Annotated in this window: 23 protein-coding genes and 1 other RNA gene; all 24 read left to right on the top strand. The window is 53.9% G+C overall.

Going from position 1 to position 23,057, the window contains the following annotated elements:
* Positions 1–7 precede the first annotated feature (7 nt).
* The 24 genes from RDU76_07785 (at position 8) to RDU76_07670 (ending at position 23,056) form a co-directional block, all read left to right on the top strand.
* Positions 8–814 carry a hypothetical protein gene (locus RDU76_07785; GenBank protein MDQ7798824.1) on the top strand — a complete coding sequence of 269 codons (807 nt, stop codon included), beginning with the start codon at positions 8–10 and terminating at the stop codon, positions 812–814.
* 166 nt (positions 815–980) lie between these two features.
* Positions 981–1,499 (top strand): hypothetical protein, encoded by a 519-nt coding sequence (locus tag RDU76_07780; GenBank protein ID MDQ7798823.1) that lies wholly within the window; start codon positions 981–983, stop codon positions 1,497–1,499.
* 76 nt (positions 1,500–1,575) lie between these two features.
* On the top strand, positions 1,576–2,781 hold the full coding sequence (locus RDU76_07775) for an aspartate kinase (GenBank protein ID MDQ7798822.1): 1,206 nt from the start codon (positions 1,576–1,578) through the stop codon (positions 2,779–2,781).
* A 241-nt stretch (positions 2,782–3,022) separates the two neighbouring features.
* Positions 3,023–3,259 (top strand): hypothetical protein, encoded by a 237-nt coding sequence (locus tag RDU76_07770; GenBank protein MDQ7798821.1) that lies wholly within the window; start codon positions 3,023–3,025, stop codon positions 3,257–3,259.
* Positions 3,260–3,270: 11 nt separating this feature from the next.
* Positions 3,271–4,290: an aspartate-semialdehyde dehydrogenase gene (locus RDU76_07765; GenBank protein MDQ7798820.1), complete on the top strand. Its 1,020-nt coding sequence runs from the start codon at positions 3,271–3,273 to the stop codon at positions 4,288–4,290.
* A gap of 110 nt (positions 4,291–4,400) precedes the next feature.
* Positions 4,401–5,084: a YIP1 family protein gene (locus RDU76_07760; GenBank protein MDQ7798819.1), complete on the top strand. Its 684-nt coding sequence runs from the start codon at positions 4,401–4,403 to the stop codon at positions 5,082–5,084.
* A 47-nt stretch (positions 5,085–5,131) separates the two neighbouring features.
* Positions 5,132–5,231, top strand: an RNA gene (gene ffs, locus RDU76_07755) — signal recognition particle sRNA small type.
* 140 nt (positions 5,232–5,371) lie between these two features.
* A complete protein-coding gene (gene dnaX, locus RDU76_07750) occupies positions 5,372–7,012 on the top strand; it encodes a DNA polymerase III subunit gamma/tau (protein ID MDQ7798818.1) in 1,641 nt (546 codons plus the stop codon).
* Between the two features lie 218 nt (positions 7,013–7,230).
* Complete coding sequence (locus tag RDU76_07745; GenBank protein MDQ7798817.1) at positions 7,231–7,545, top strand: YbaB/EbfC family nucleoid-associated protein; 315 nt, start codon at positions 7,231–7,233, stop codon at positions 7,543–7,545.
* A gap of 101 nt (positions 7,546–7,646) precedes the next feature.
* Positions 7,647–8,246, top strand: coding sequence for a recombination mediator RecR (gene recR / locus RDU76_07740; GenBank protein MDQ7798816.1), 600 nt, complete (start codon positions 7,647–7,649; stop codon positions 8,244–8,246).
* A gap of 60 nt (positions 8,247–8,306) precedes the next feature.
* Positions 8,307–9,263, top strand: coding sequence for a hypothetical protein (locus RDU76_07735; GenBank protein MDQ7798815.1), 957 nt, complete (start codon positions 8,307–8,309; stop codon positions 9,261–9,263).
* A 397-nt stretch (positions 9,264–9,660) separates the two neighbouring features.
* Positions 9,661–10,785 carry a glycosyltransferase family 9 protein gene (locus tag RDU76_07730; protein MDQ7798814.1) on the top strand — a complete coding sequence of 375 codons (1,125 nt, stop codon included), beginning with the start codon at positions 9,661–9,663 and terminating at the stop codon, positions 10,783–10,785.
* 178 nt (positions 10,786–10,963) lie between these two features.
* Positions 10,964–12,010 (top strand): glycosyltransferase family 9 protein, encoded by a 1,047-nt coding sequence (locus RDU76_07725; GenBank protein ID MDQ7798813.1) that lies wholly within the window; start codon positions 10,964–10,966, stop codon positions 12,008–12,010.
* A gap of 20 nt (positions 12,011–12,030) precedes the next feature.
* Positions 12,031–12,837: a DUF3108 domain-containing protein gene (locus RDU76_07720; protein MDQ7798812.1), complete on the top strand. Its 807-nt coding sequence runs from the start codon at positions 12,031–12,033 to the stop codon at positions 12,835–12,837.
* Between the two features lie 19 nt (positions 12,838–12,856).
* Positions 12,857–13,816 carry a hypothetical protein gene (locus tag RDU76_07715; protein ID MDQ7798811.1) on the top strand — a complete coding sequence of 320 codons (960 nt, stop codon included), beginning with the start codon at positions 12,857–12,859 and terminating at the stop codon, positions 13,814–13,816.
* Positions 13,813–14,883 (top strand): mannose-1-phosphate guanylyltransferase, encoded by a 1,071-nt coding sequence (locus RDU76_07710; GenBank protein ID MDQ7798810.1) that lies wholly within the window; start codon positions 13,813–13,815, stop codon positions 14,881–14,883. Before RDU76_07715 ends, RDU76_07710 begins: the two co-directional genes overlap by 4 nt.
* A 28-nt stretch (positions 14,884–14,911) precedes the next feature.
* Positions 14,912–15,355, top strand: coding sequence for an SPOR domain-containing protein (locus tag RDU76_07705; GenBank protein MDQ7798809.1), 444 nt, complete (start codon positions 14,912–14,914; stop codon positions 15,353–15,355).
* Positions 15,352–17,373 carry a Na/Pi cotransporter family protein gene (locus tag RDU76_07700; protein MDQ7798808.1) on the top strand — a complete coding sequence of 674 codons (2,022 nt, stop codon included), beginning with the start codon at positions 15,352–15,354 and terminating at the stop codon, positions 17,371–17,373. Before RDU76_07705 ends, RDU76_07700 begins: the two co-directional genes overlap by 4 nt.
* An 18-nt stretch (positions 17,374–17,391) precedes the next feature.
* Complete coding sequence (locus RDU76_07695; GenBank protein MDQ7798807.1) at positions 17,392–17,694, top strand: late competence development ComFB family protein; 303 nt, start codon at positions 17,392–17,394, stop codon at positions 17,692–17,694.
* Between the two features lie 91 nt (positions 17,695–17,785).
* The gene (locus RDU76_07690; GenBank protein MDQ7798806.1) at positions 17,786–18,124 is read left to right on the top strand and encodes a hypothetical protein; all 339 of its coding nucleotides are present in this window, start codon (positions 17,786–17,788) and stop codon (positions 18,122–18,124) included.
* Positions 18,121–19,098 (top strand): PorV/PorQ family protein, encoded by a 978-nt coding sequence (locus RDU76_07685; GenBank protein ID MDQ7798805.1) that lies wholly within the window; start codon positions 18,121–18,123, stop codon positions 19,096–19,098. Before RDU76_07690 ends, RDU76_07685 begins: the two co-directional genes overlap by 4 nt.
* 71 nt (positions 19,099–19,169) lie before the next feature.
* Positions 19,170–20,243 carry a glycosyltransferase family 1 protein gene (locus tag RDU76_07680; GenBank protein ID MDQ7798804.1) on the top strand — a complete coding sequence of 358 codons (1,074 nt, stop codon included), beginning with the start codon at positions 19,170–19,172 and terminating at the stop codon, positions 20,241–20,243.
* Positions 20,244–20,337: 94 nt separating this feature from the next.
* Positions 20,338–22,329 carry an FG-GAP-like repeat-containing protein gene (locus RDU76_07675; GenBank protein MDQ7798803.1) on the top strand — a complete coding sequence of 664 codons (1,992 nt, stop codon included), beginning with the start codon at positions 20,338–20,340 and terminating at the stop codon, positions 22,327–22,329.
* Positions 22,330–22,447: 118 nt separating this feature from the next.
* Positions 22,448–23,056, top strand: a complete 609-nt coding sequence (locus RDU76_07670) for a class I SAM-dependent methyltransferase (GenBank protein MDQ7798802.1) — start codon at positions 22,448–22,450, stop codon at positions 23,054–23,056.
* Position 23,057: the final 1 nt, after the last annotated feature.

Below are 23,057 nucleotides of genomic sequence, written 5' to 3'. Positions count from 1 at the left end.
TATCAGAATGAGAAAAATAGCATATTTAATATTGATTACAGTTTTGATTTATTCCTGTAGTAATAAATCAAATAATAACGATACAATAAAGAATATAAATGCAACAAATAATGCGTCTTTAAAATTTAAGAATATTTTAGAGAAAGCCGTAAAAGTATTTCCAGATGACAGTGCGTCAATTTGTCAATTTTATTATGAATGGTTTCCGGCAAAAGATAGCAAAGAACTGGATGAACAAATTGAACGTCTAGAAATATTAACTTCCCAAGAATACGTAAATAGATATAATGAGGTTAATAATAAGTTAAAGCAATTACTGCTTGAGATAACAGCAAAAAAGTCACTAAGTAAATCGCAAGCTGACATATTGGTAAAACTTTATTCTGATTATGATTATTTTTCCGGAGAAGCTCTTTTTTCACAGCTGTTTACAGACGATGAAAACTACAGTTTGGTTTGGAAGGCGTTTCAAATAATGTCAAATGAAAGCAAAAAGGATACATGTTATATTTCAGCATTGATTAAATTGAACAGTAATATAATGACAAATGCTGAATTAGGGGAAGCAATGCCGGATTTTATTGTTAAAGCAATTCAAAATAATCCATATGGTTTTCTTGAAATGTATAAACAAAAGAACGACGATCAAAAAAAGGATTTCTCCCAATATATTTCAGTATTTGACGAGCCGGATAAAAAGTTATTAGAGGTATACACAGACATTTCTAAAAGCTCAGTAAATAAGGTTTATAGAAAATTAGCAAAAGAGTTAATTGACAATATTGATAATAACGGCACAGTAAGAGGGTCTTAAATCCGGGGCCATGCCGGATACCTACGCGGTGTTCCCGCTGCTGACGATTATTTTGAAACAGATAAAACCTGTTTTCTAAAAAAGAAATATAATTAACTCCCTATAAGGTTTTTCTGCTATGGATCGATCAAACAGATCCCCGGAAAACATTGATCGGGAAAAAACCTTGCCGAAACGGGACGTGGTCAACATTTGGCTGGACTCCCTGGATGAATTGTTTTCCGATTTCGATCCAAGATCGTATCTTAAACGCACCGTCTCGGACGATTTCATCGCCCAGGTCAGGAAAGTGGTTGCCGACCAGCAAGGCAAAGAAATGATCCTGCGGCTGCAGCTGCCGGCCGGAACAAGGAACGAACAGGATGAAGAAATAATCGCCCAGCGCCTGCAGATTTATTTCACGGAAAGATGCAATCACTTTACGAAAGAACGGCAAAATGGCATTCGCAATGCTGTCATTTTGACCCTGTCGGGCATTGCCCTGATGATCTTTGCCAGTTACATCACTTTTTTAAATTCCGAAAGATACTACCTTCAGCTGCTCCTGGTGTTATTCGAGCCCGGCGGATGGTTCTGCCTCTGGACGGGACTTGATCGTTTGATCGATTATTCGGGAAAACGAAGAAGAGAATTGGACTTTTATTCCCGGATGGCTACGGCCCAAATTCAATTCAGCACCATCTGATGCCTGGAATGGAATATTATACCCGGAACGTTAGGGATAATATAAATTGTTAAACCATGTTAAACCTGTAAAAGTTATGCCGATAATCGTCCAAAAATACGGAGGCAGCTCGGTCTCCAACGTCCGGCGCATCAAGGCGGTGGCCGCCCGGATCGTCCGGGCCAAGCGCCGGGGCAACAAAGTGGTGGTGGTGGTCTCGGCCATGGCCGACACCACCGACGACCTCACCGCCCTGGCCCGCCAGATATCCTCCGACCCGCCGCGCCGCGAGATGGACATGCTGCTGACCACCGGCGAGCGGATATCCATGGCCCTGCTGGCCATGGCCATCTACGAACTGGGCGAGAAGGCGGTCTCCTTCACCGGGTCGCAGGTGGGCATCATCACCGACTCCAGCCACACCCGGGCCAAGATCCTGGAAATAAAACCGGAACGCTTGAAAGATTCCCTTAAAAATGATAGCATAGTGATCGTGGCCGGGTTCCAGGGGGTCAGTTTGGCGCGGGAGATCACCACCCTGGGGCGGGGCGGCTCGGACACCACCGCGGTGGCCCTGGCGGTGGCCCTGGAGGCCGACGCCTGCGAGATCTACAGCGACTTTTCCGGCATTTTTTCGGCCGACCCCCGGCTGGTCAAAAGCGCCCGGCCGTTAAAACGGATATCCTTCGATGAGATGCTGGAGCTGTCCAGCTGCGGGGCTCAGGTGCTTCATTTGCGGGCGGTGGAGCTGGCCGCCAAGTACGGCCTGCCGCTGGTCTGCCGCAGCAGTTTCGACCATAAACCGGGAACGATAGTAGGGAAAGGTTCTAAGATGGAGAGGGTGGTCGTCAAAGCCATTGCCCACGATAAATTTCTGGCCATGCTGGCCATGAAGGCGGTGCCAAGGAAGAGCGTCCTGCTAAGCCAGGTGGTGACCCAGCTGGCCGGGGCCGGGATCAACATCCGGTCCTATTTCCACGGCGGGGGCGACGACGGCAAAACCGACCTAAACTTCATCGTCAACCAGGCGGACCTCAAGGCGGCCAAAGAGATCATGGAGAAGAATCTGAGGAAAATGAAGGGGGCCGGGCTGTACGTCAATGACGATATCGGCGCGGTGTCGCTGATCGGCAGCGGGGTGGGCAGCGAGCCGGCGGTGATGGCCAAGATGCTGGCCCAGCTGGGAAAAATGAAGATCCACATCGAGGGCATGACCACCAGCCAGACCAAGCTTACCTGCTTCGTGGCCCGCCAGGACATCGAGAAGGCGGTGCTGGCTTTGCACCGGGCTTTCATAGGATGATCTTTTAGGACACGGATAAACACGGATCATTATCATACCCGTCCCTGTCATTCCAGCGAAGCTTGTCCTCGCGAAGGCGGGGAGCTGGAATCCAGATTTTTGGTGGATTCCCGTCGGAATTTATCCCGCACTTGATGCGGGAGGGGAATGACACAAGGGATGTTCTTCGCCAGTCTTATATTCCGTGTCTCGGTGGTAAAGGTAACGCAGTCTTTTCCCAACCAATAAATGGAGGCGCACCATGATCTGTCCCATCAGGTTCATCAGGAAACCGGAGGAGTCGGAGTGCATCAAGGAGAAGTGCAGTTTCTGGGTGGACGGCTCACTTCTGCCGGAAAGCAGCCAGGAGCCCAAGAGATTCACCGCCCTGCTGGGGGTGAACAAGGCCAATGACGGCCCGGCCGAAGGGGAGACCATGGGCAAGTGCTCCATCCTGGTGATGGCCGAGGTGGCCCTTAAATCCCGACCGCTGGAATGACCCGGGGATCGATGACAATAGGTTTGGTGGGCGCCACCGGGCTGGTGGGGCAGACCATACTCCAGGTTCTGGAGGAAAGAAGCTTTCCCCTGGCCGGGCTCAAATTGTGGGCCTCCAGCCGGTCGGCCGGCCGGCGGATCAAATTCAAGGGGAAAAATTATCCGGTGGCATCGGTGGAGCGGGCCGACTTCTCCGGCTGCGGCATCGTCTTCTTTGCCGGCACCGAAGGGGAGAAGGGCGCCAGCCGGCGGTATGCCCAAAAGGCCATCGCGGCCGGGGCGGTGGTGATAGACAACGGCTCCGATTTCAGGATGCATCCCGGCGTGCCGCTGATCGTTCCCGAGGTCAATCCTCAGGATGTCAAAAAACACCGGGGGCTTATCGCCAACCCCAACTGCTCCACCATCCAGATGGTGGTGGCCCTGGCGCCCATATATAAAAAATACCGGGTCAAACGGATAGTGGTGTCCACCTATCAGGCGGTGTCGGGGGCGGGACGGGCGGGGGTGGAAGCCTTGGGACTGGAAAATCGGAAATCGGGAATCGGAGATCGGGGATCGCCATTTTCCAGGCAAATAGCCGGGAATGTCATACCCCAGATATCGGATTTCTCCGAGCTGGGCTACAGCGGCGAGGAGTGGAAGATGGTCCGCGAGACCCAGAAGATACTGCACAATAAAAATATCGCCGTCAACGCCACCACGGTCAGGGTCCCGGTGATGAACGGGCATTCGGAGTCGGTCTATTTCGAGACCGGGAGGGACTGCTCTTTAAAGCAGGTCGAAGACCTGCTGGCCAAGGCTCCGGGCGTGGTCTATGATAAAAAGGGTTTCTGCACCCCGGCCGAGCTGAAGGATTCCGACATGACCCATGTCAGCCGATTGCGGCCCGACCCGGTCAGAAAGAACGCCTTTGTGATGTGGGTGGTGGCCGATAATTTGCGCAAAGGCGCGGCTACCAACGCGGTGCAGGTAGCCGAGTTGCTTTTGAACCGCCAAGTCGCAAAGAGCGCCAAGAAAAATTTAATTTAAACTTCGCGGACTTCGCGTCTTTGCGGTAAATTATACCAGTGCTTTCAGTATAACCTTTGTGATCTTAGTAGCCTTTGTGTTAAAAATCATATTTAGAGGAGGGAAGGGAAATGAAATGGCTTAATGACATTCTGGGCATCTATTACCAGCCGGATAAGGTCTTCGAGGGGATGAAGGACAAGCCCCGCTGGCTGATACCCCTGATCGTCAGCGTGGTCTTCACCCTGGTGGTGACGGCCATCATCCTGCCCACCATAATAATGCCGGAGCAGGCCGCCAAGATCGCCGGCAATCCCGACATCCCGGCGGAGCAGGTGGAGGCCATCCAGGCCAAGATGAGCGGGCCCATCCCCCTGATCGCCGGGCTGGCCAGCAACCTGATCCTGATGCCGGCCGGGCTGCTGCTGGTGGGCTTGATCTTCTGGTGGATATTCTCCATGCTGGGCCACAAGGCCAAGTTCACCGAAATGTTCACCGCCGCGGTCTACAGTTCTCTGATCGGCATCCCCGGAGCCATCCTCAAGGTCCCGCTGATGTTCCTAAAGGAGACCTCCCAGGTCAGCACCTCCCTGGGTTTGCTGCTTCCGGCCGATATGGACAGCGGATTTTTGTTGCGGCTGCTGAACCACATCGACTTTTTCACCATCTGGTCGCTGGTGGTGATGGCCCTCGGCTTTTCGGTCTTCTCCGGGGCGCCCCGCAAAAAAAGCTACTGGACGGTGTTCGGCTGCTGGGCGGTCTTCATCCTGATCCTGTCGGCGGTGGGCGGGTTGTTCAAGGTGGGGGTGCAGTAACGGCCAATCGTTGACAAATCCCCGCCGCTCTGATAAAATTGAATATGGGCCGGGCCCGATGGAAGCGAAGACTGCCAACCCCGCCAGGACCGGAAGGTAGCAACGGTACGCAAGATCTCTCCTTGTTATCGGATAAGCCTGGCCCTTCTTTTGTTAACCTCCAAATCCTAATTTCGAAATCCTAAATAATATTCAAGGTACAAATCTCAAACAGCTGTTTTGAATTTTGGTAATTGATATTTATTTAGAGTTTAGAATTTAGACATTAGTAATTATTATAGATAGCTATGTCCTACCTTGTATTAGCCCGCAAGTGGCGGCCCCAGAACTTCGAGCAGATCGTGGGTCAGGAGCACGTTACCACCACCCTGCGCAACGCCATCCGCACCAAGCGCACCGCCCACGCCTACATCTTCGCCGGGGCCCGGGGGGTGGGCAAGACCACCACCGCCCGCATCCTGGCCAAGGCCCTCAACTGCGCCCAGGGGCCCACCGAGACCCCCTGCAACCAGTGCACCTCCTGCCTGGAGATCACCGGCTCGCGCAGCATGGACGTGCTGGAGATAGACGGCGCCTCCAACCGCGGCATCGACCAGATCCGCGACCTGCGGGAGAACGTCAAATACACCCCCACCCAGGGCAAGTACAAGATCTACATCATCGACGAGGTCCACATGCTGACCAAGGAGGCCTTCAACGCCCTGCTGAAGACCCTGGAGGAGCCGCCGGCCCACGTGGTCTTCGTCTTCGCCACCACCGAGGTGCACAAGGTGCCCATCACCATCCTGTCCCGCTGCCAGCGCTTCGATTTCCGCCGCATCCAGCTGAACGAGATAGTGGCCCATCTCAAGAAGATGCTGTCCGGCGAGGAGGTCAGGGCCGATGACGAGTGCCTGTATATCGTGGCCAAGAAGGCCGAGGGCTCCATGCGCGATTCCATCAGCCTGATGGACCAGCTGATCGCCTTCAGCGGCAACGACATCAAGGCCGATGACGCCCGGCAGGTGCTGGGCCTGGTGGACGAGGAGATGTATTTCAAGACCCTGGAGCTGGTGCGGGCCCACGACAAGTCGGGCATCCTGTCGCTGGTCGATCAGGTGGCCGTCGGCGGCTACGACCTGCAGGAATTCATCCTGGGATGGCTGGCCCACCTGCGCAAGCTGCTGCTGATAGCCGCCGGCTCCGGCCGGACCGCGGCCGGGGAGATGACCCCCGAGGAAGTGGATAAGTATACCAAACAAGCCGCAGGCTTGGATGACCGGGATATATTGCGGATGGCCAACATTCTGATCGAGGCCGAGGCCACCATGAAGCGCAGTTCCCAGGCCCGGCTGATACTGGAGATGGCCTGCCTGCGCCTCTGCAACATGGATTCCACCGTCCGGCTGGAGGAAGTGATAAAACTGCTGGACCAGGGCGGGGGCGATCCGGATAAAGAGGAAGCCCCGGCCGCAAAGCCGGTCAAATCAGCCAAGCTGGATGTCAGCCCGGTAAAGGAGGAACCGGCCGAATACACCGCTCCACCGCAGCCGGTGAGCCGGGATTTCGAATCATTGTGGCAGAGCCTGATAACAGCGGTCCAGGAGCGGCACATGACCGCCGGGACCTGCCTGGCCTCGGCCCGCCCGGTGGGGGTCAGCGACGGAAGTCTTATCCTGAGCTTCGGCCCGCAGGCCAACTTCCACAAGAAATCGCTGGAGGACAAGATCTACCAGGAGCTGATCCAGGAGGAGACCCTGAAATTATGGGGTCAGAAGCTCAAGGTGGTCTGCCAGGTCGAAAAAAGCCCGGCCTCCCCGACGCCGCAGGTCAAGGAGGCCCCCCAGCGCCTGAGCCGGCAGGATGAGATAGACCGCCGCAAGAGCGAGGTCATGGAGTCGCCCCAGCTGAAAAGCTTTATGGACGCGGTGGACGGCGAAGTGGTGTAGGACCATTGGACGCGGATCATCAGGATTTTTTTTGGATTCAAACGGATCGGCAATACCTGGCTCAGGGTGACAATTTTCAAAATATGCAATAAACCCTGTCATCCTGAGTACACTTCGAGGTTGCACGGGTTGTGGGATGACTATGGTCACCCGTTCGGCTTGTCAAACAAGGTGCTAGTCTCAGGGTGACATCAAGTATAGAACACAAAGGAGGCACGATGGCCAAGGGAATGGGGGACATTTTAAAGCAGGCCCAGATGATGCAATCGAAGATGGAAAGCATCCAGAAAGAACTGGCGAACAAAAAGGTGGAGGCCTCGGTGGGCGGCGGCATGGTCAGGGTGACGGCCGACGGCCAGCAGAACATCCTGGACATAAAGATCTCCCCGGAGATCATCAAGCCCGAGGAAGCAGGCATGCTGCAGGACCTGGTCCTGAGCGGGGTGCAGGAGGCCATAAAAATGTCCCGCGACCTGGCGGCCAAAGAGATGTCCGCCCTGACCGGCGGCCTGAGCCTTCCGGGTATGTTTTAGAACTACAGTTAACCACAAAGGCACCAAGGCACCAACTTAATAGGTCGATTTAATTTCTTTGTGTCTTAGTGTCTTGGTGGCAAAATAAATTAAAAGAATTTATGCATTACGGATCGGAAATACTGTCGCGCACCATAGACGAGCTGATGAAGCTTCCCGGCATCGGGCGGAAGACCGCCCAGCGCCTGGCCTTCTATCTGCTTAAGTCCAGCCAGGAAGACGCGGTGGCCCTGGCCAACGCCATCGTGGAGCTGAAAGAGAAGGTCCGTTTCTGCGCCCAGTGCTACAACGCCTCGGAGCAGGAACTGTGCACCATTTGCCGGGACGTCAAGCGGGAGCCGGCCCTGATCTGCGTGGTGGAGGAGACCAATGACCTGCTGGCCATCGAGCGGACCTCGGAGTTCCGGGGGCTGTACCACGTCCTCCAGGGGCACCTGTCGCCCCTGGACGGCATCGGCCCGGACGACCTGCGGATAAGGGAGCTGATACAGCGGCTGGAGAGGACCGAGGTCAGGGAGATGATCATCGCCACCAACCCCAACGCCGAGGGCGAGGCCACCGCTCTGTATCTGATGAAGCTGGTCAAACCCTTGGGGATCAAAGTGACCCGGATCGCCCGGGGGCTGCCGGTTGGCAGCGATCTGGAGTTCTCCGACGAGGTGACCTTGAGCCGGGCCCTGACCGGCCGGCAGGAGATGTGAGAAATTAATTAAGCGACCAGAGGGTCGCTTAATTAATTAATATCAATAAATAGGCACATAATGAAAATTAAAAATTGCTTCATTATAATAATTTTATTTATATTCCAAACCATTAGTTATGCCAACGATGTATCTTTTAATATTCAGGTGGAAAAAGATACATATTTCTTAAAAGAGCCAATATTTATTAGATGGTCTGTAGTTAATAATGGAAATGAAATCCTAAGATTTGAGGATATAGGACCAACTTTTGGCAACATGAAATATATTTTGGTTAATGATAGGGGATCAAGCATCCCTTGGAATGGTGTTCATACGGATTACTCGCGCGAAGCATTGTGGCATGGCGCAATACCCGTTGGGGATTCTTTAGTAAACGACTTTTATATGGAAGATAAAAATTTACTTAACGGCACAAGAAATCTGATAGAAGGAAAATATTCTTTTACGGCTATTATCGATGAAAACGCTTTTATCCATCAGCCTCAAATAATATCAAACACTGTTCATTTCGCGATTATAAAACCAGAAGATACTAAAAGCAACAGCTATGATGATTATACGACTATGATGAGTAAAAAATATATGTGTGCAACTGATGAAATCAATGATTGGGAAAATTTTGTTGCAACCTATCCCCACAGTGTTTATGCCCCCAATGCCATAAGGCAAATAATTTCCATTTACCGGACTATTCTGAACGATGAAAGTTCTGTACATAAGTGGGATCAAACATTGTTTAAAGGATACTCCAATAATCTCATAACGGCAGATTATCTTACCTTCATGCTCTACTATTATGAATCTACTATAGATTCTAAAGAGCGTGAAAGATTGATGTCGTTAATAAACAAAATAGTTGAAGAAACCCCCAAATCAAAGTCCGGGATTTTGGCAAAGGCTGCCTTGGAGCGTAAAAAAAGGACCGGTAAATTCACAGGCTTTGGGGCTTGGCCATGGGTGCCGGTTCCAAAGAATGAAAGGGTTAAAGGATTTAAATACCTAGAAAAAGAATAAAATAGATAGTTGGGTGACAGCGTAGTTTTAAAATAAAGCCCACTCAGTCATTTAAATCGGCCCTAACGGGCCGTTTTTCATTTTACCATTGATAGTCCATTCTCAACCAGGTTATTGGTCACCAAAGGAATGGTCATCGCGAGACGGCCATTCTTTTGCCTGCCAAGCCATCCTCTCCGGGCTTGTAGAAAAAAGGAGCACGGGGATTGCTTCGTTAGCATTGCGAGAAGCAACCCTCGCAATGACTAAGAGCAATAATAAAAGACCTTGTAAATAAAGAATGAATCTTTGAAGTTCATACCATGCATATTTCTGTTGCAATTTCCCTTTATTTTGTTATAATAAAACACTAACGTCCCGAATTGTAATATATTAACCCACTTATAGGTTACGAAAATTGAATCCCACCATAGACTGCAAGGATTTTAACGGCTACAAGCCCTGCCGGCCGGGCTGGCTGTGCCAGACCTGCCAGGAGCAAAAGCCCCGGGGCAAAAAGATACTGATCATCAACCTGGACGCCCTGGGCGCGGTGCTGATGACCACCGCCCTGCTGCCGGCCATCAAGCGCCAGGATCCCCGGAGCACCATCCACTGGGTGACCCTGCCGATGGCCATCCCATTATTGCAGAACAACCCCTACATCGACAGGATATGGCCCTACGATTTCGAGACCGTCAGCATCCTGCAGGCCATCAAATACGATAAGATCTACTCCATCGACAAGGCCTACAGGTCCGACGCCCTGGCCATGCTGATTCAGGCTGAAGAGAAACTGGGCTTCGCCCTGGATCAGAACGGGGCCATCACCCATTTCAACCCCGAGGCCGAATACGCCTACCGCCTGGGGATAGACGACGACCTGAAGTTCAAGAAGAACCAGGTGACAGGGATACAATTCCTGGCCCAGGCACTGGCGCTGGATTACCAGGGCGAGGATTACGTGCTGGAGCTGACCCCGGAGGAGAAGGACTGGGCCCGGCAATATAGGCTGGACAACGGGATCGGGAAGAACGATATCGTCATCGGCTTCAACACCGGTTGCTCCGACCTGTTTCCCAACAAGAAGATGACCGTCGAACAGCATCTGGAGCTGATCGGCCGGATCCAGAACGAGCTGCCCAATGCCCGGATAATGCTGCTGGGCGGCAAGGCCGAGAGCCAGCGCAACAAGGAGATCAAGGATCGGGCCGGGGTCTTGGTCATCAACAGCCCCACCGACCAGGGCATCCGCCGGGGCATGGTCTACGTGGACGCCTGCGATCTTATCATCACCGGGGACACCTCGGCCATGCACATGGCCATCGCCCTGAAGAAATACGTGGTGGTGTGGTTCGGGCTGTCCTGCGCCAGCGAGATAGAACTGTTCGGCCGGGGGGAGAAGATCGTGGCCGACCTGGACTGCAGCCCCTGCTGGAAGAGATCCTGCGACAGCCTGGAATGCGTAAAAGATCTGGACCTGGGGGCCATTTTCAAGGCGGCCAAGAAGGGGTATAATCATCTTAAACAATCCAGGATTTAAGACCAAACATTATCACTGCGTCATCCTGAATCCGGCTTTTATCTTCCTGGTGAAGGATCTGTTCCCAAAGAGGATTCTTCATGGGCCAGGCAGGGTGCTCAGGCTCAGACGCCGTGCTGAGTATGGCTGATTTAGGGCTATCGAAGCAATGACGAAGGTAATTTAAAACATCACCGATTTGTCTGATAGAACATATAAAAACATACTGCTGGTAAGGACCGACCGGATCGGGGACGTGGTCCTGTCGCTGCCCGCCGCCGCTCTTTTAAAGGATCTTTATCCCGGCTGCCGGATAACCTTTCTGGCCCGGGAATATACCGCCCCGCTGATCGCGCTCTCAAGATCGGTCGATGAGGTGATCAATGACGATCCAGCCTTAAGCGCCCGGGGATTGGCCAAGATCCTCACGGCCCATGCTTTCGATGCGGCCATAGTGCTGCACCCCACCGGCCGGCTGGCCTGGGCCCTGCGGCTGGCCGGGATCCCGGTCAGGATCGGCACGGCCTACCGGTGGTACAGCCTGCTGTTCAATCGCCGGGTGAAACAGCACCGCAAATTCAGCCTGAAGCACGAGCTGGAGCATAATCTGGACCTGGTGAGAACCGGGCTGGGCTTGTCTTCCGGTGAGGGCAAAGAATATCTGCCGGAACTGGTCATCCCGCCGGACCTGAAGGAGCAGACGGCCAGGAAACTGTCCGGGATCCTCGACATCAACCGGCCGTTCATGGCCATACATCCCGGCAGCGGGGGGTCGGCCAGGGATTGGCCGCTCCAAAAGTTTGCCGAGCTTATTGATAAAATTAAAATTTCAAATCTCAAGGCTCAAAATTCAAATATAGTCGTTACCCTGGGGCCGGGGGAAGAACACCTCAAAGAAAAACTGCAGGCTCATCTTACGACCCAGCCAGCCTGGGTGGCGGGATTGTCCCTGCCGGAGCTGGCCGCCTTTCTGTCGCAGGCCGAATTGCTCATCGCCAACAGCACCGGGCCTCTCCATATTGCCACGGCGGTGAAGACCAGGGTGATCGGCCTCTACTGCCCGATGATCCCCTGCCATCCCAAACGCTGGGGGCCTTACGGCCCGGGGCATGAGACCCTGGTCCCGCCGGTTGAACTCTGCCGAAAATGCCTGGGCCGGAAATGCCCCCAATATGATTGCATGGAGAAGATAACGGTTGACGAGGTCTATTCGAAAATAAACCCGGTCATTGACCGAAAACGATAATAGAGAATAAGCGTTGCATTATGAGATCATCAAAAGGCATTGGTACTTTACTCTGTTTGATAACGTCCCTGGGCCTGTCAAATATAGCCTGGGCAGGCCTGCCGGTGGCGGATACCCTGAGATCCACCATCACCGGGAAAAAACTCAAGCGCGGCGAGAAGATGACCTTTTCCATCGAATGGAAGGGGGCCGGCATAACCTTCATCAAGGCCGGCACCTCATACATGAGGGTGGACAGCGAGCTGACCTGGGCCCGGGAGCGGAGGGCCTATCACATCGTCAACGAGACCTGGTCCAATCCCACCTTCTCGTTCTTCTACCGGGTGCACGACCGGATAGAATCGTTCGTGGACCATGAGAAGCTGTACTCCCTGCGTTACCAGAAGATGCTCAACGAGGGCGGCTATCACCATCAGGAATCGGTGGAGTTCGACCAGGAGAAAAGAAAGGCCGTTTACAGCACCGGCCAGGAGGTGGATCTGTTCCCGGAGGCCAAGGACATACTGATCTCCCTGTACTGGGCCCGGCTTTTCCCGCTGGAGGTGGGGAAGTCGATCTACATAGACAACCACACCGACAAGAAGAATTATCCCCTGGAGGTCAAGGTCTACAAAAAGGAGAAGATCAAGACCATCTTCGGCAAGGTGGAGTGCCTGCTGGTGGAGCCGGTCCTGAGGACCGCGGGGCTGTTCGAGAACCAGGGCCGGCTGCTGGTGTGGCTGACCAATGACGAGCGGAAGATCCCGGTGCTGATGAAGAGCAAGATCCTGATCGGCTCCATCAACGCGGTGCTCAAGGAATACAGTCCCGGCATCACCGAAAAATAATAATTATTTCAGGAACGATATGGGAAGATACCCCGAGGCCGACCTGACGAAGGTCAAGCGGTATTCCATTGCCAAGCGCAAAAGCAAGGTGGGCAAGGGCAATCTGGCCGGGGTGCCAGATCCCGCCAGGCCGCTGGAGGATTTCATCAAGGGCCTGCCCGATATCCTCAGGGCCCGCGACCTGCGGGAAATTGCGGCGGCCGTAAATACGGCCCGCCGCAAAAAGCGCCCGGTGATCCTGATGATGGGGGCCCACCCCATAAAATGCGGCCTGAACCCGGTGATCATCGACCTGATGAAAAGGGGCTTCATCACCGGCCTGGCCACCAACGGGGCCGGGGCCATCCACGATCTCGAGCTGGCCTGCTGGGGGCGGACCTCGGAGGATGTCCAAATAGGGCTGGAGGACGGGTCCTTCGGCATGGCCCGGGAGACGGCCGACCTGATCAACGGTGCGGTGATCCAGGGCGATGCCCAGGATCTGGGCTTCGGCGAGACCCTGGGGCTGATGCTGAACGAGGGGAGATTCCCTTTCATCAGCCACAGCCTGCTGGCCGAGGGCTACCGACTGAAAATACCGGTTACGGTCCATGTGGCGCTGGGCACCGACATCATCCACCAGCATCCCTCGGCCGACGGGGCCTCCATCGGCAGCGCCAGCCACCGTGATTTCCGGATACTGGCGGCAGAGGCCGGCAAACTGTCGGGGGGGGTGGTTCTCAATCTGGGTTCTTCAGTGATATTGCCGGAGGTGTTCTTAAAGGCCCTGACCGTGGCCCGAAACCTGGGGCATCCGGCCAAAAACATCACCACCGCCAACTTCGACATGATCCAGCATTACCGCCCCAACCTCAACGTGGTCCGCCGCCCGACCTCCTGCGGCGGGAAAGGATATTCCATCACCGGACATCACGAGATCATGCTGCCCCTGCTGGCGGCCATGATAAAGAGCCAACAAATCAGCGGAAAGGTAAAATGAGCAACATCTATGCCGTGGTCCTGGCCGGGGGCAAGGGAGAGAGATTCTGGCCCAAAAGCCGGGAGAACAAACCCAAACAGCTGCTGGCCCTGGCCGGCCAGAACAGCATGCTGCAGGAGACCCTGGACCGGGTGGAGCCGCTGACCAGCCGGGAGCGGCAGTGGGTGGTGACCAGCGCCGACCTGATCGATCCCATCAGGCAGAGCGGGATAAGGGAGGTCAGGCTGATCGGCGAGCCGATGGGGCGCAACACCGCCCCGGCCATCGCGGTGGCGGCGGCCGAGGTCTTCAAAGAAGACCCCTCCGGGGTGATGATGGTGCTGCCCTCGGACCACCACATAGGGGACCTGGAGATGTTCCGCCAGGTGCTGCTGCAGGGGGTGGAGCTGGCTGAAGAGGGCTTCCTGGTCACCATCGGGCTCAAGCCCGACCGGCCAGAGACCGGCTACGGATACATCGAACGGGGGGAGGTGCTGCCGAATTGCCGCATCCCCTGCTTCATGGTCAAAAGCTTCCGGGAGAAGCCGGATACCGAGACCGCCCGGAGATTCTACCGCAGCGGATATTTTTACTGGAACGGCGGGATCTTCATCTGGAGGGCGGCCGCCATCCTGCAGAGCTTCAAACAGCACATGCCCAAACTCCACGGGCAGCTGATGGAGTGGCAGGCCCAGGGCGGCCTGGCGGCCGGCCCGGAGAAGTTCGCCGAGTTCTACCAGGCGGTGGAGAAGATATCCATCGACTACGGTATCATGGAAAAGGCCGGCAAGGTGGCGGTGATCAAGGGCGACTTCGGCTGGGACGACCTGGGATCGTGGGAGGCCCTGGAGAGGTTCCATCCCCGGGATGATCAGGGCAACATAAAACTGGGCCAGGTGGAGATGCTGGATTGCCGGGACAATATCGCCCTGTGCGATGAGGGCCTGGTGGCGGCGGTGGGGGTCAACGACCTGATCATCGTCAAATCGGGGAACGCGGTGATGGTCTGCCCCCGGGCCCAGGCCCAGGAGGTGAGGAAACTGCTGGAGCAGGTAAGGGCCAACCAGGAACTTAAGGATTATCTATAAACAATTTTCAAGGGCGAAGGAGGCCAGAATGAAGTTCAAACATTTATCAATTGTCCTGATCCTGGCGGCGCTGGCAGGATGCTCCGCCCAAAAACCAGCGGTCCAGGAGCCGGTCAAGGAACCGGTGGTGCAGGAGCCGGCCAAAGAGCCGTTCACCGAGGTCACCCCAGCCGCACCGGCCCCGGAGGCCCCGGAGGGCCAGTATGTTGGCAGCAAGGGGGCGGTCCAGAGCGTCTGGGGTTGGAGGGTCCAGATATTCGCCTCGGCCACCCTGGAGAACGCCCGCAAGGTGGCCGAGGACGCCCGATGGAAGTTCGGCGACCAGCAGATCTACGTCTCCGAGGCCGAACCCTATTACAAGGTCCAGGTGGGAAACAACCTTACCCGCCAGGATGCCGATAATCTCAAGAGCCGGGCCAGGGCCCTGGGATATAAGGGGGTCTTTGTGATTGAGGTCAACCTGGCCCAGTGAGCCGGATCCCAAAAATACTGCTGTTGGGGCTGGCGGCAGGGCTTTTTTCGATGCCGCTGTGGGGGGCCGATCACCGCATCAGCAAGGCGGTGGACGCTCTGGGCAGCGATGTCTCCGGCGACCGCCAGGCGGTGACCATCGGGAAGCCGGCCGGCCATCCCCTGGTGGTCCAGATCACCGATGCCCGGGGCCGGCCGGTGGCCGGGGCCAGGGTGGTCTTCCTTCCGGTGGGGGAGGGCACCGCCCAGCTGGAACCCGATACGGCGGTCTCCGACCTCAAGGGCAATGCCATCTCCCGGATCGTACCCCAAAGGCAGCTGGGGAACATCTACGTTCAGGCGCAGCTGGCCGCCGACCCCAGAAAGGCGGTCACCTTTTCTTTCAACTCCTACCAGAACCACTGGTGGCTGATATCATTGCTGGGGGCCGTCGGCGGCCTGGTGCTCTTTCTGTTCGGCATCAGATTCTGCTCCCGGGGCCTGCAGAAGGCCGCCGGCACCAAACTGAAGCAGATGCTGTGGAGCCTGACCGACAACCGCTTTAAGGGCCTGGGGGTGGGGATACTGGTGACGGCCATCGTCCAGTCCTCCACCGCCACCACCGTGATGCTGGTATCCTTGACCAACGCCGGGTTGATATCCTTAAGCCAGGTGCTGGGTGTGATCCTGGGGGCCGATATCGGGACCACCATCACCGTTCAGCTGATCGCCTTCAAACTGTCCGACTACTGCCTGGCCCTGGTGGTGGCGGGATTCCTGGCCATGATGCTGGCCGGAAAGCGGCCCTGGAGATATTATCCCCAGATAGTGTTCGGCTTCGGCCTTATTTTCTTCGGCATGAAGCTGACCGCCGATTCGCTGCTCCCCCTGAAATCCATGCCCTGGTTCCTGGCCCTGTTCGCCGGGATGGGCTCCCTCCCGCTGCTGGGGGTGCTGATCGGGGTGATGTTCACCCTGCTGGTGAGATCCTCGGCCGTCACCATCGGGATAATGCTGACCCTGGCCTTCCAGGACCTGATAGCCCTGCCGGCCGCCATGCCCATAATCATCGGGGCCAACATCGGCACCTGCGGAGCGGCACTGATGGCGGCCTGGGGCGGCAATCAGGAATCGATCAAGGTGGCCTGGGGCCACACCATCTTCAAGGTCCTGGCCGGGATCGCGGCCCTGATCTTCATCGCTCCTTTTATAGCCCTGGTCCAGAGGTTCGGGGGCGATGCCGCCAGGCAGATAGCCAATGCCCACACCATTTTCAACGTCCTGGCTTCGCTGCTGTTTCTGCCCTGGCTTAAGCCCTTCGGAAAATTCCTCAACCGGATGATCCCGATGGTCTCACCCGAGCAAAAAACATTTGCCCCGAAATATCTTGACGACCGGGCCCTGGAGACGCCATCGCTGGCCATCGGCCAAGTATCCCAGGAGCTGCTGAGGATGGCCGACCTGGTCAGGGATATGCTGGTCCGCTCCTGTGAGGTTCTGGAGAAGAACGATATCAGCCTGAGAAACCAGCTGGTGGCCGACGACGACAAGGTGGACCTGCTGGAGGAGGCCATAACCCCCTTCGTGGTGAAGATAACCCAGGAGGACCTCTCCGGCGACCAGTCCAGCCGCGGGGTGGAGCTGCTGTATATCGTCAATGATATCGAGAACATCGGCGATGTCATCAGCAAGAACATCATGGGACACGCCGCCAAGAAGATCGAACAGCACCTGGCCTTTTCCGAGGAAGGGCTGGCTGAGATCAGATCGCTCTACCGGGAAACCCTGGCCACCCTGGACCTGGCCATAGGGGCTTTGGCCTCCGGAGACCTGGAGCTGGCCAGAAATGCCCATAACCGCAAGGATCAGGTGCTGGCCCTGGAAAAGGAGCTGTACAAAAAGCACCTGGGAAGGCTGCAGGCGGGATTCAAGGAATCCCGGGAGACCAGCACCATGCACCTGGACCTGCTGAGCGATTTCGAACGGATAAATTTTCATGCCAGCCAGATAGGGGCCGCCCTGCTGGGCCGGGCCAAATAAAAACAAAAGGAGAGACCGATGGCAAAGCTCACCAACTATACCGAAAAGCTGGTAAAAGAGGAGCTGAAAAATGTATTGCTGGCCCGGGGAGACCTTTGCCACTGCCGCACCTGCCAGCTGGATATAATGGCCTTCGCCCTTAATAAACTACCGCCCCACTATGTGGCCAGCGAGGGGGGGCATATACATACCATGGTCAATATGTCCACCTCCCAGTTGAAGGTGCAGGTCATTGCCGCCCTGGTCAACGCCATAGGCGCCGTGGCCAAGCATCCCCGCCACAACAGCAAGAAAGGGCTTAATACCGTATCCCGGCAGTAAAGCCTCAGTGATACCGGATCACGGCCAGGTTGACAATCGGCTGCTTTTCGGGTAACATTAGGCCAGCACCGTTCACATCATCGAGGATATAATGACCTATTTCAAAAGCTATAGCAGAAATACCATCGGTTTGGAGAAGGACTGGGGCGATCTGTTCGAACTGCTTTCCAGCCTGGACAGCTCCGAGATCGAGGCCTGGTTCGAGAGCCGTTCTCAGAGCGGGTTTGCCCTGGAGGAGTTCGTGCATTTTTTGAACAACCTGGAGCACGAGGAGGTTCAGGACTGGCTGTGGATGCACCGCCAGGAGTTTGCCTCGGTGCTGGCCCGCCCGTCGTTCAATTTTGACAACAGCCAGATCATCGATTCGGACGATCGCTGGCAGAAGGTGTTCTTCCTGTCGCCCAATAACCGGGGGGATATCAAGGAATGATCAAAAAGATCATCATAGTGACAAGCTTTATTTTGGCCGCCGCCCTGCCGGTCCGGGCCGAGGACAGCGGGTTCTTTTTCCTGCGGGTGCCGGTCAAGGCCCTGCCGGCCTCGCTGGGCGAGGCCACCGTGGCCATGGGGGGCGACGCCTCATGCATTTTGTACAATCCGGGGGCCCTGCCCTACTGCAATGCCCAAAAGATCTCGGCCGGATATGTCAATTACATCGCCGGCATCCAGATCGGCAATATAACCTATATCCATCCCTTAAGGGAGAGATCCACCGCCGGACTGTCATTGTCCTACCTGAACAGCGGGGATATCAAACAGACCACCCTTTTGGATCCCACCGGAGCCGGACTGGGAGATTTCAGCTACTCGTCCTTTGTCCTCCAGGCCAGTTATGGCCGGGAGCTGCTTAAGGATTTTTACGCCGGCGCCAGCCTCAAGGGCATCTACGACCGGACCCTGGATTATTCGGCGGCCGGCGGGGCGGTCGACCTGGGCTGCATCTACCAGCTGGACCCGGCCACGGTGGCCCAAAAGATTTTTATGGCCAAAAAGAAACGGAACTACGGGACCAGCCTGAAGCTGGGGTTGTCGGTCAACAACCTCGGAATGGCGGCCAAGGCTTTCGTCGCCACCAAGGAGAAGATGCCTTTGACGGTGCGGGCCGGAATGGAGTACCGGCCGTTCTCCGACCGGCTGGTCATTTTGCTGGCCGGCAACAAGGCCGTTGACAATCACTTTAAAATGAATTTCGGCACGGAGCTGAACTTTGTGAAACATCTGTCCCTCAGGCTGGGATACAACGGGAGCCTGGGGAACATCCAGAACGGGTCGGATCTGGACGACTTTGCCGGCCTGGGCGCCGGCTTCGGCATCAGATACAAAAAATATTCCATAGACTATGCCTATACGCCCTTCCCCGGCCTGGGCCATCCCATGAGGCTGGATCTGTCGCTGGAGATCTAGAAGGTCCTGATCACGGGGCGGCTTTGACCGCCCGTTTTTTATTTAAACTTAACAAGGGAAGATCAGGTCGCATGAATGTAGACCTCATCAACGATCAGCCGGAACACAGCGGAGCCGGGGTATATGCCTGGAATCTTTACCGGGCATTACAGGACCGAACCGGCCCAAGGTTCATCCATTACAATTACCAGGGCGGCTCCTGTGATCTTTACGGCAAAAACGGTCTGGACAGGAGGCTCAAGGTAGCCAAATCAATAGCCAAGCCCCTTTTCTGGAAAAATTGCAGCCGGGCCTATGCGCCCGGCGAAAATATCCATATCCTCAGCCAGAACCTGTCCTTTCTGAATACCGGCCAAAGACGTATAATAACCTGCCTGGACCTGATCCCGCTGATAATGCCGGGCTCGCCCTTGGAAAAATACTGGCGCCGGATATTATATTCCGGCCTGAAAAAAGCCGATCACATCATCTCCATCTCCCAGGCCACCAAGGATGACCTGGTCAGGATCTACCGGATAGATCCTGATAAGATCACCCCCGTCATGCTGGGGGTCTCCCCGGAATACCATCCCCGGGACAAGGCAGAATGCCGGCATAGGCTGGACCTTTCGGTCAAGGATAAAATCATCCTGCATGTCGGCACCCCGGCCCCCCGGAAGAATTTCATTACGGTATTGAAGGCCTTCGATCAAATGGTAAAAGACCGGCAGGATTTAATCCTGCTTAAGGTGGGCCGGATATCGAAATCGGATCAGGCCTACGTGTCATCGAATGATCTGTCCGCCAGGGTCCTGGTCAGGGATGATATCCCGGGAGAAGACCTGCCGCTTTATTACGCCGCCTCGGATATCCTGGCCTTCCCTTCGTTATACGAGGGATTCGGCCTGCCGGTGCTGGAGGCCATGGCCTCGGGCTGCCCAGTGATAACCTCCAACACCACCTCCCTGCCCGAAGTGGCCGGGGATGCCGGTTTGTTGATCGACCCTATCGACCATGTGGCCCTGAGGAATAAGATGGTGGAAGTGCTTGAGAGCGGCCAGTTGTCGGAAGAATTGACCCAAAAGGGACTGTCCCGGGCCCAAAGGTTCAGCTGGGGGAAAACCGCGGAAAATACTCTGGCGGTTTATAAAAAAGTCTTCGGATAAAAAAATATCTTTTTTGCTTGACAGAGGCTGTCATTAGGGGTATAGTTTCAATGTAAATGTCTATACTCGGGAAAATATTACTAGGAGCAAATCGATGAAAAAGATAGCAGTAATAATCATTATGGCCTGTCTTTTTGTAGCCGGGCAGAGTGTATGGGCCGGAACCTGGCGCGAGGCCAGCCAGGCCGATTTCGCCGATGGGGATTTCAATGCCAATGTTTTCACCTCCACCGACGGATCCGACAGCGGATGTTTGAAATCAAATCCCGGCGCGATATACGATCTGAATAAAGATGGACGCCCCGATTTGGTGATAAGCAATATGCACGATAATTCCACAAATTTTAACATCAATTCTTATGTTTATTGGGGGAAGCATGATTGGACATTTTCGGCCGACAGTTGTTTGCAGCTTCCAACGCACGGAGCTACGGGAAATTCCGTAGCCGATTTGAATAAAGACGGGAATTTGGATATAGTTTTTAGCAGCTATAATGATAATAGCAGTTGGAGCACAAATTCATTGATATATTGGGGCAGCAAAGACGGATTCCATCTGAACGATACTATGGATTTGCCGACCTTGGGTGCTCATGCAAATTGTGTGGTGGATTTGAATCACGATGGAGAACTGGATATCATTTTTGCCAACTACCGCGGGGACGATTATTCCAACAATGTCAATTCATATATTTACTGGGGTAGTAAGGATGGTTATAATGTGGGAAATCGAACAGATCTACCGACCATTGGTGCAACCGATATTGCCGTTGCTGATCTAAACAAAGATGGAAGGTTGGACATCGTTTTTACAAACAGACAGGGTGATTATGGTGGCAGTTTTACCTTCAATCTGCCATCTTACATTTATTACGGACAGGGAACAAGCAATATCACTTATGACACCAGCCATAGAGACCAATTGGAAACTCACGGTGCTTACGGTGTTTCGGTAGATGATCTAGATAACGATGGCTGGCTGGATATAGTATTCAGCAACTGCCATGATGGTGCAAGTTATAATATAAAATCATATATTTACTGGGGCTCTTCAACCGGGTTTACGACCCGGCCCCGTACGGAATTACCCACAAAATCCGCATATTGCAATGCGGTAGCCGATATAGACCATGACGGGCATAAGGACATTATCTTCGCAAACTGGTATGACCGTGACAGCTTGCCCTACACTGTTGATACCCACGATGTTCCTTCATATGTTTACTGGGGTCCCGATTTTATAAGCAAAACAGATTTACCTTCGCATGGAGCGGTAGGTGTAATAGTAGATAAGATGTCGCAAAATGGTACCAAGGATGTATTGATTACCAATGGTGTTCAGGGACCCGGTTTTTATGGTACGACTTTTAATACATGGAGTTACATTTATCATAATGTTGGCAAAACAGGCTATACCGGGTGCGATTCCATTCCATCTGTTTATGGTCATATTTCAACCAAGGACAATGGGAATGCCCATAATCGCTCAAAATCGGAAACCTATGGCTCCTCGGTTTTCGGGAATGGCACAGACATTTATGAGTGGGGTATCTGTTCCTGGGTGGCGGCTGTTCCTGAAAGCACCTCGGTAGAGGTATCAATGAGAACCGGCAGTACTGCTGTGCCCGATGATATCAATTGGTGCGGGTGGCTGCCGATAACCAAGTCCGGCTCAAAGGCCAGCGTCCCGTCAGCAAAATACGCCCAATATCAGCTGACGTATAATTCCAATAATTTCTTTGAAGCCCCGGTGATCGACGAGGTATCGCTTGATTATCAGGTGTCATCTGGGATTTCCGGAGATAAAATCACAGCTAACGATTTTGAGGTGAAAATCATATCCAGCGGCAATGGTATAAGGCTATCATATAGCTTGCCGAAGGAATCTCCTGTGGATATCGCTGTTTACAATATTGAAGGCCGGTTGGTCAGGATAATTTTCAACGGAGAGCAGAGGCCGGGGCAATATAATCTTTCATGGAACGGATTGAATGCAAATAACGCCAAGATATCCTCCGGCGTTTATCTCTGCCGGGCAAAATTCGGTTCAAAGATTTATAATAATAAGATCGTATTTGTCAAATAATAAACATTGACTTTTCTGAATATCGGGCATGTATAATACATGCCCGATATTTTGTTATTGACCTTCTTAATATATGCATGTTATACTAGCTGCAATATGTTATATAGGGAGCCGATAAATGGGTCATCCTGAGTGGGGAAAAGTATATGGCGCCAAACTGGAGCTGGGAGAGCTGATTGACCATGTATATTCCCATAAGCCGTATCTTCTGGAAATATGGAATAGCAATCCTGGGAAGATATTGGAGATCGGAGTGGGCGGCGGGTCAACCTCGATCTTCCTGTCGTATCTGGGGATAGAGACCCATGCCATAGACAACGACCCCGCCGTGATAAAAAAATCACAAAAAAACAACGAAAACCTTAAGGGCCGTTTGGAAATAAAGGAAGGGGATGCCTTTAAACTGCCTTATGAGAATGATAGTTTCGACGTCATCTGTCATCAGGGTTTTTTTGAACATTTTGAGAATAATGATATTCAGAAGCTTATAAAAGAACAATTGAGGGTTGCCCGAAGGATTGTTTTCAGCGTCCCGACCAAGTTCTACCTTTCCAATGCTCTGGGGGAAAGGCTGCTGACCAAGGGCCAATGGGAATCCATATTAAGGGATTTTAAGGTTTTAAAAAGCAGCTACTACGGACGTCCCCGCAATGAAACTTTTATAAAACGGGCAATGGCAGCCATAGGGTGGAAAAATATCTATTATTATGCTGTTATCGATAGATAAA

Source organism: Candidatus Edwardsbacteria bacterium, assembly GCA_031082425.1.
Taxonomy (GTDB): Bacteria; Edwardsbacteria; AC1; order AC1; family EtOH8; genus UBA2226.
Note: the sequence above shows the minus strand (reverse complement) of the source record. Positions and strands in the feature narration are given on the sequence as shown.

What these genes read in the sequence shown, in the direction of transcription:
- RDU76_07785 (MDQ7798824.1), top strand. Translation starts at nt 8, where the DNA reads ATGAGAAAAATAGCATATTTAATATTGATTACAGTTTTGATTTATTCC.
- RDU76_07775 (MDQ7798822.1), top strand. Translation starts at nt 1,576, where the DNA reads ATGCCGATAATCGTCCAAAAATACGGAGGCAGCTCGGTCTCCAACGTC.
- RDU76_07770 (MDQ7798821.1), top strand. Translation starts at nt 3,023, where the DNA reads ATGATCTGTCCCATCAGGTTCATCAGGAAACCGGAGGAGTCGGAGTGC.
- RDU76_07765 (MDQ7798820.1), top strand. Translation starts at nt 3,271, where the DNA reads ATGACAATAGGTTTGGTGGGCGCCACCGGGCTGGTGGGGCAGACCATA.
- RDU76_07760 (MDQ7798819.1), top strand. Translation starts at nt 4,401, where the DNA reads ATGAAATGGCTTAATGACATTCTGGGCATCTATTACCAGCCGGATAAG.
- dnaX (MDQ7798818.1), top strand. Translation starts at nt 5,372, where the DNA reads ATGTCCTACCTTGTATTAGCCCGCAAGTGGCGGCCCCAGAACTTCGAG.
- RDU76_07745 (MDQ7798817.1), top strand. Translation starts at nt 7,231, where the DNA reads ATGGCCAAGGGAATGGGGGACATTTTAAAGCAGGCCCAGATGATGCAA.
- recR (MDQ7798816.1), top strand. Translation starts at nt 7,647, where the DNA reads ATGCATTACGGATCGGAAATACTGTCGCGCACCATAGACGAGCTGATG.
- RDU76_07735 (MDQ7798815.1), top strand. Translation starts at nt 8,307, where the DNA reads ATGAAAATTAAAAATTGCTTCATTATAATAATTTTATTTATATTCCAA.
- RDU76_07720 (MDQ7798812.1), top strand. Translation starts at nt 12,031, where the DNA reads ATGAGATCATCAAAAGGCATTGGTACTTTACTCTGTTTGATAACGTCC.
- RDU76_07715 (MDQ7798811.1), top strand. Translation starts at nt 12,857, where the DNA reads ATGGGAAGATACCCCGAGGCCGACCTGACGAAGGTCAAGCGGTATTCC.
- RDU76_07710 (MDQ7798810.1), top strand. Translation starts at nt 13,813, where the DNA reads ATGAGCAACATCTATGCCGTGGTCCTGGCCGGGGGCAAGGGAGAGAGA.
- RDU76_07705 (MDQ7798809.1), top strand. Translation starts at nt 14,912, where the DNA reads ATGAAGTTCAAACATTTATCAATTGTCCTGATCCTGGCGGCGCTGGCA.
- RDU76_07695 (MDQ7798807.1), top strand. Translation starts at nt 17,392, where the DNA reads ATGGCAAAGCTCACCAACTATACCGAAAAGCTGGTAAAAGAGGAGCTG.
- RDU76_07690 (MDQ7798806.1), top strand. Translation starts at nt 17,786, where the DNA reads ATGACCTATTTCAAAAGCTATAGCAGAAATACCATCGGTTTGGAGAAG.
- RDU76_07685 (MDQ7798805.1), top strand. Translation starts at nt 18,121, where the DNA reads ATGATCAAAAAGATCATCATAGTGACAAGCTTTATTTTGGCCGCCGCC.
- RDU76_07680 (MDQ7798804.1), top strand. Translation starts at nt 19,170, where the DNA reads ATGAATGTAGACCTCATCAACGATCAGCCGGAACACAGCGGAGCCGGG.
- RDU76_07675 (MDQ7798803.1), top strand. Translation starts at nt 20,338, where the DNA reads ATGAAAAAGATAGCAGTAATAATCATTATGGCCTGTCTTTTTGTAGCC.
- RDU76_07670 (MDQ7798802.1), top strand. Translation starts at nt 22,448, where the DNA reads ATGGGTCATCCTGAGTGGGGAAAAGTATATGGCGCCAAACTGGAGCTG.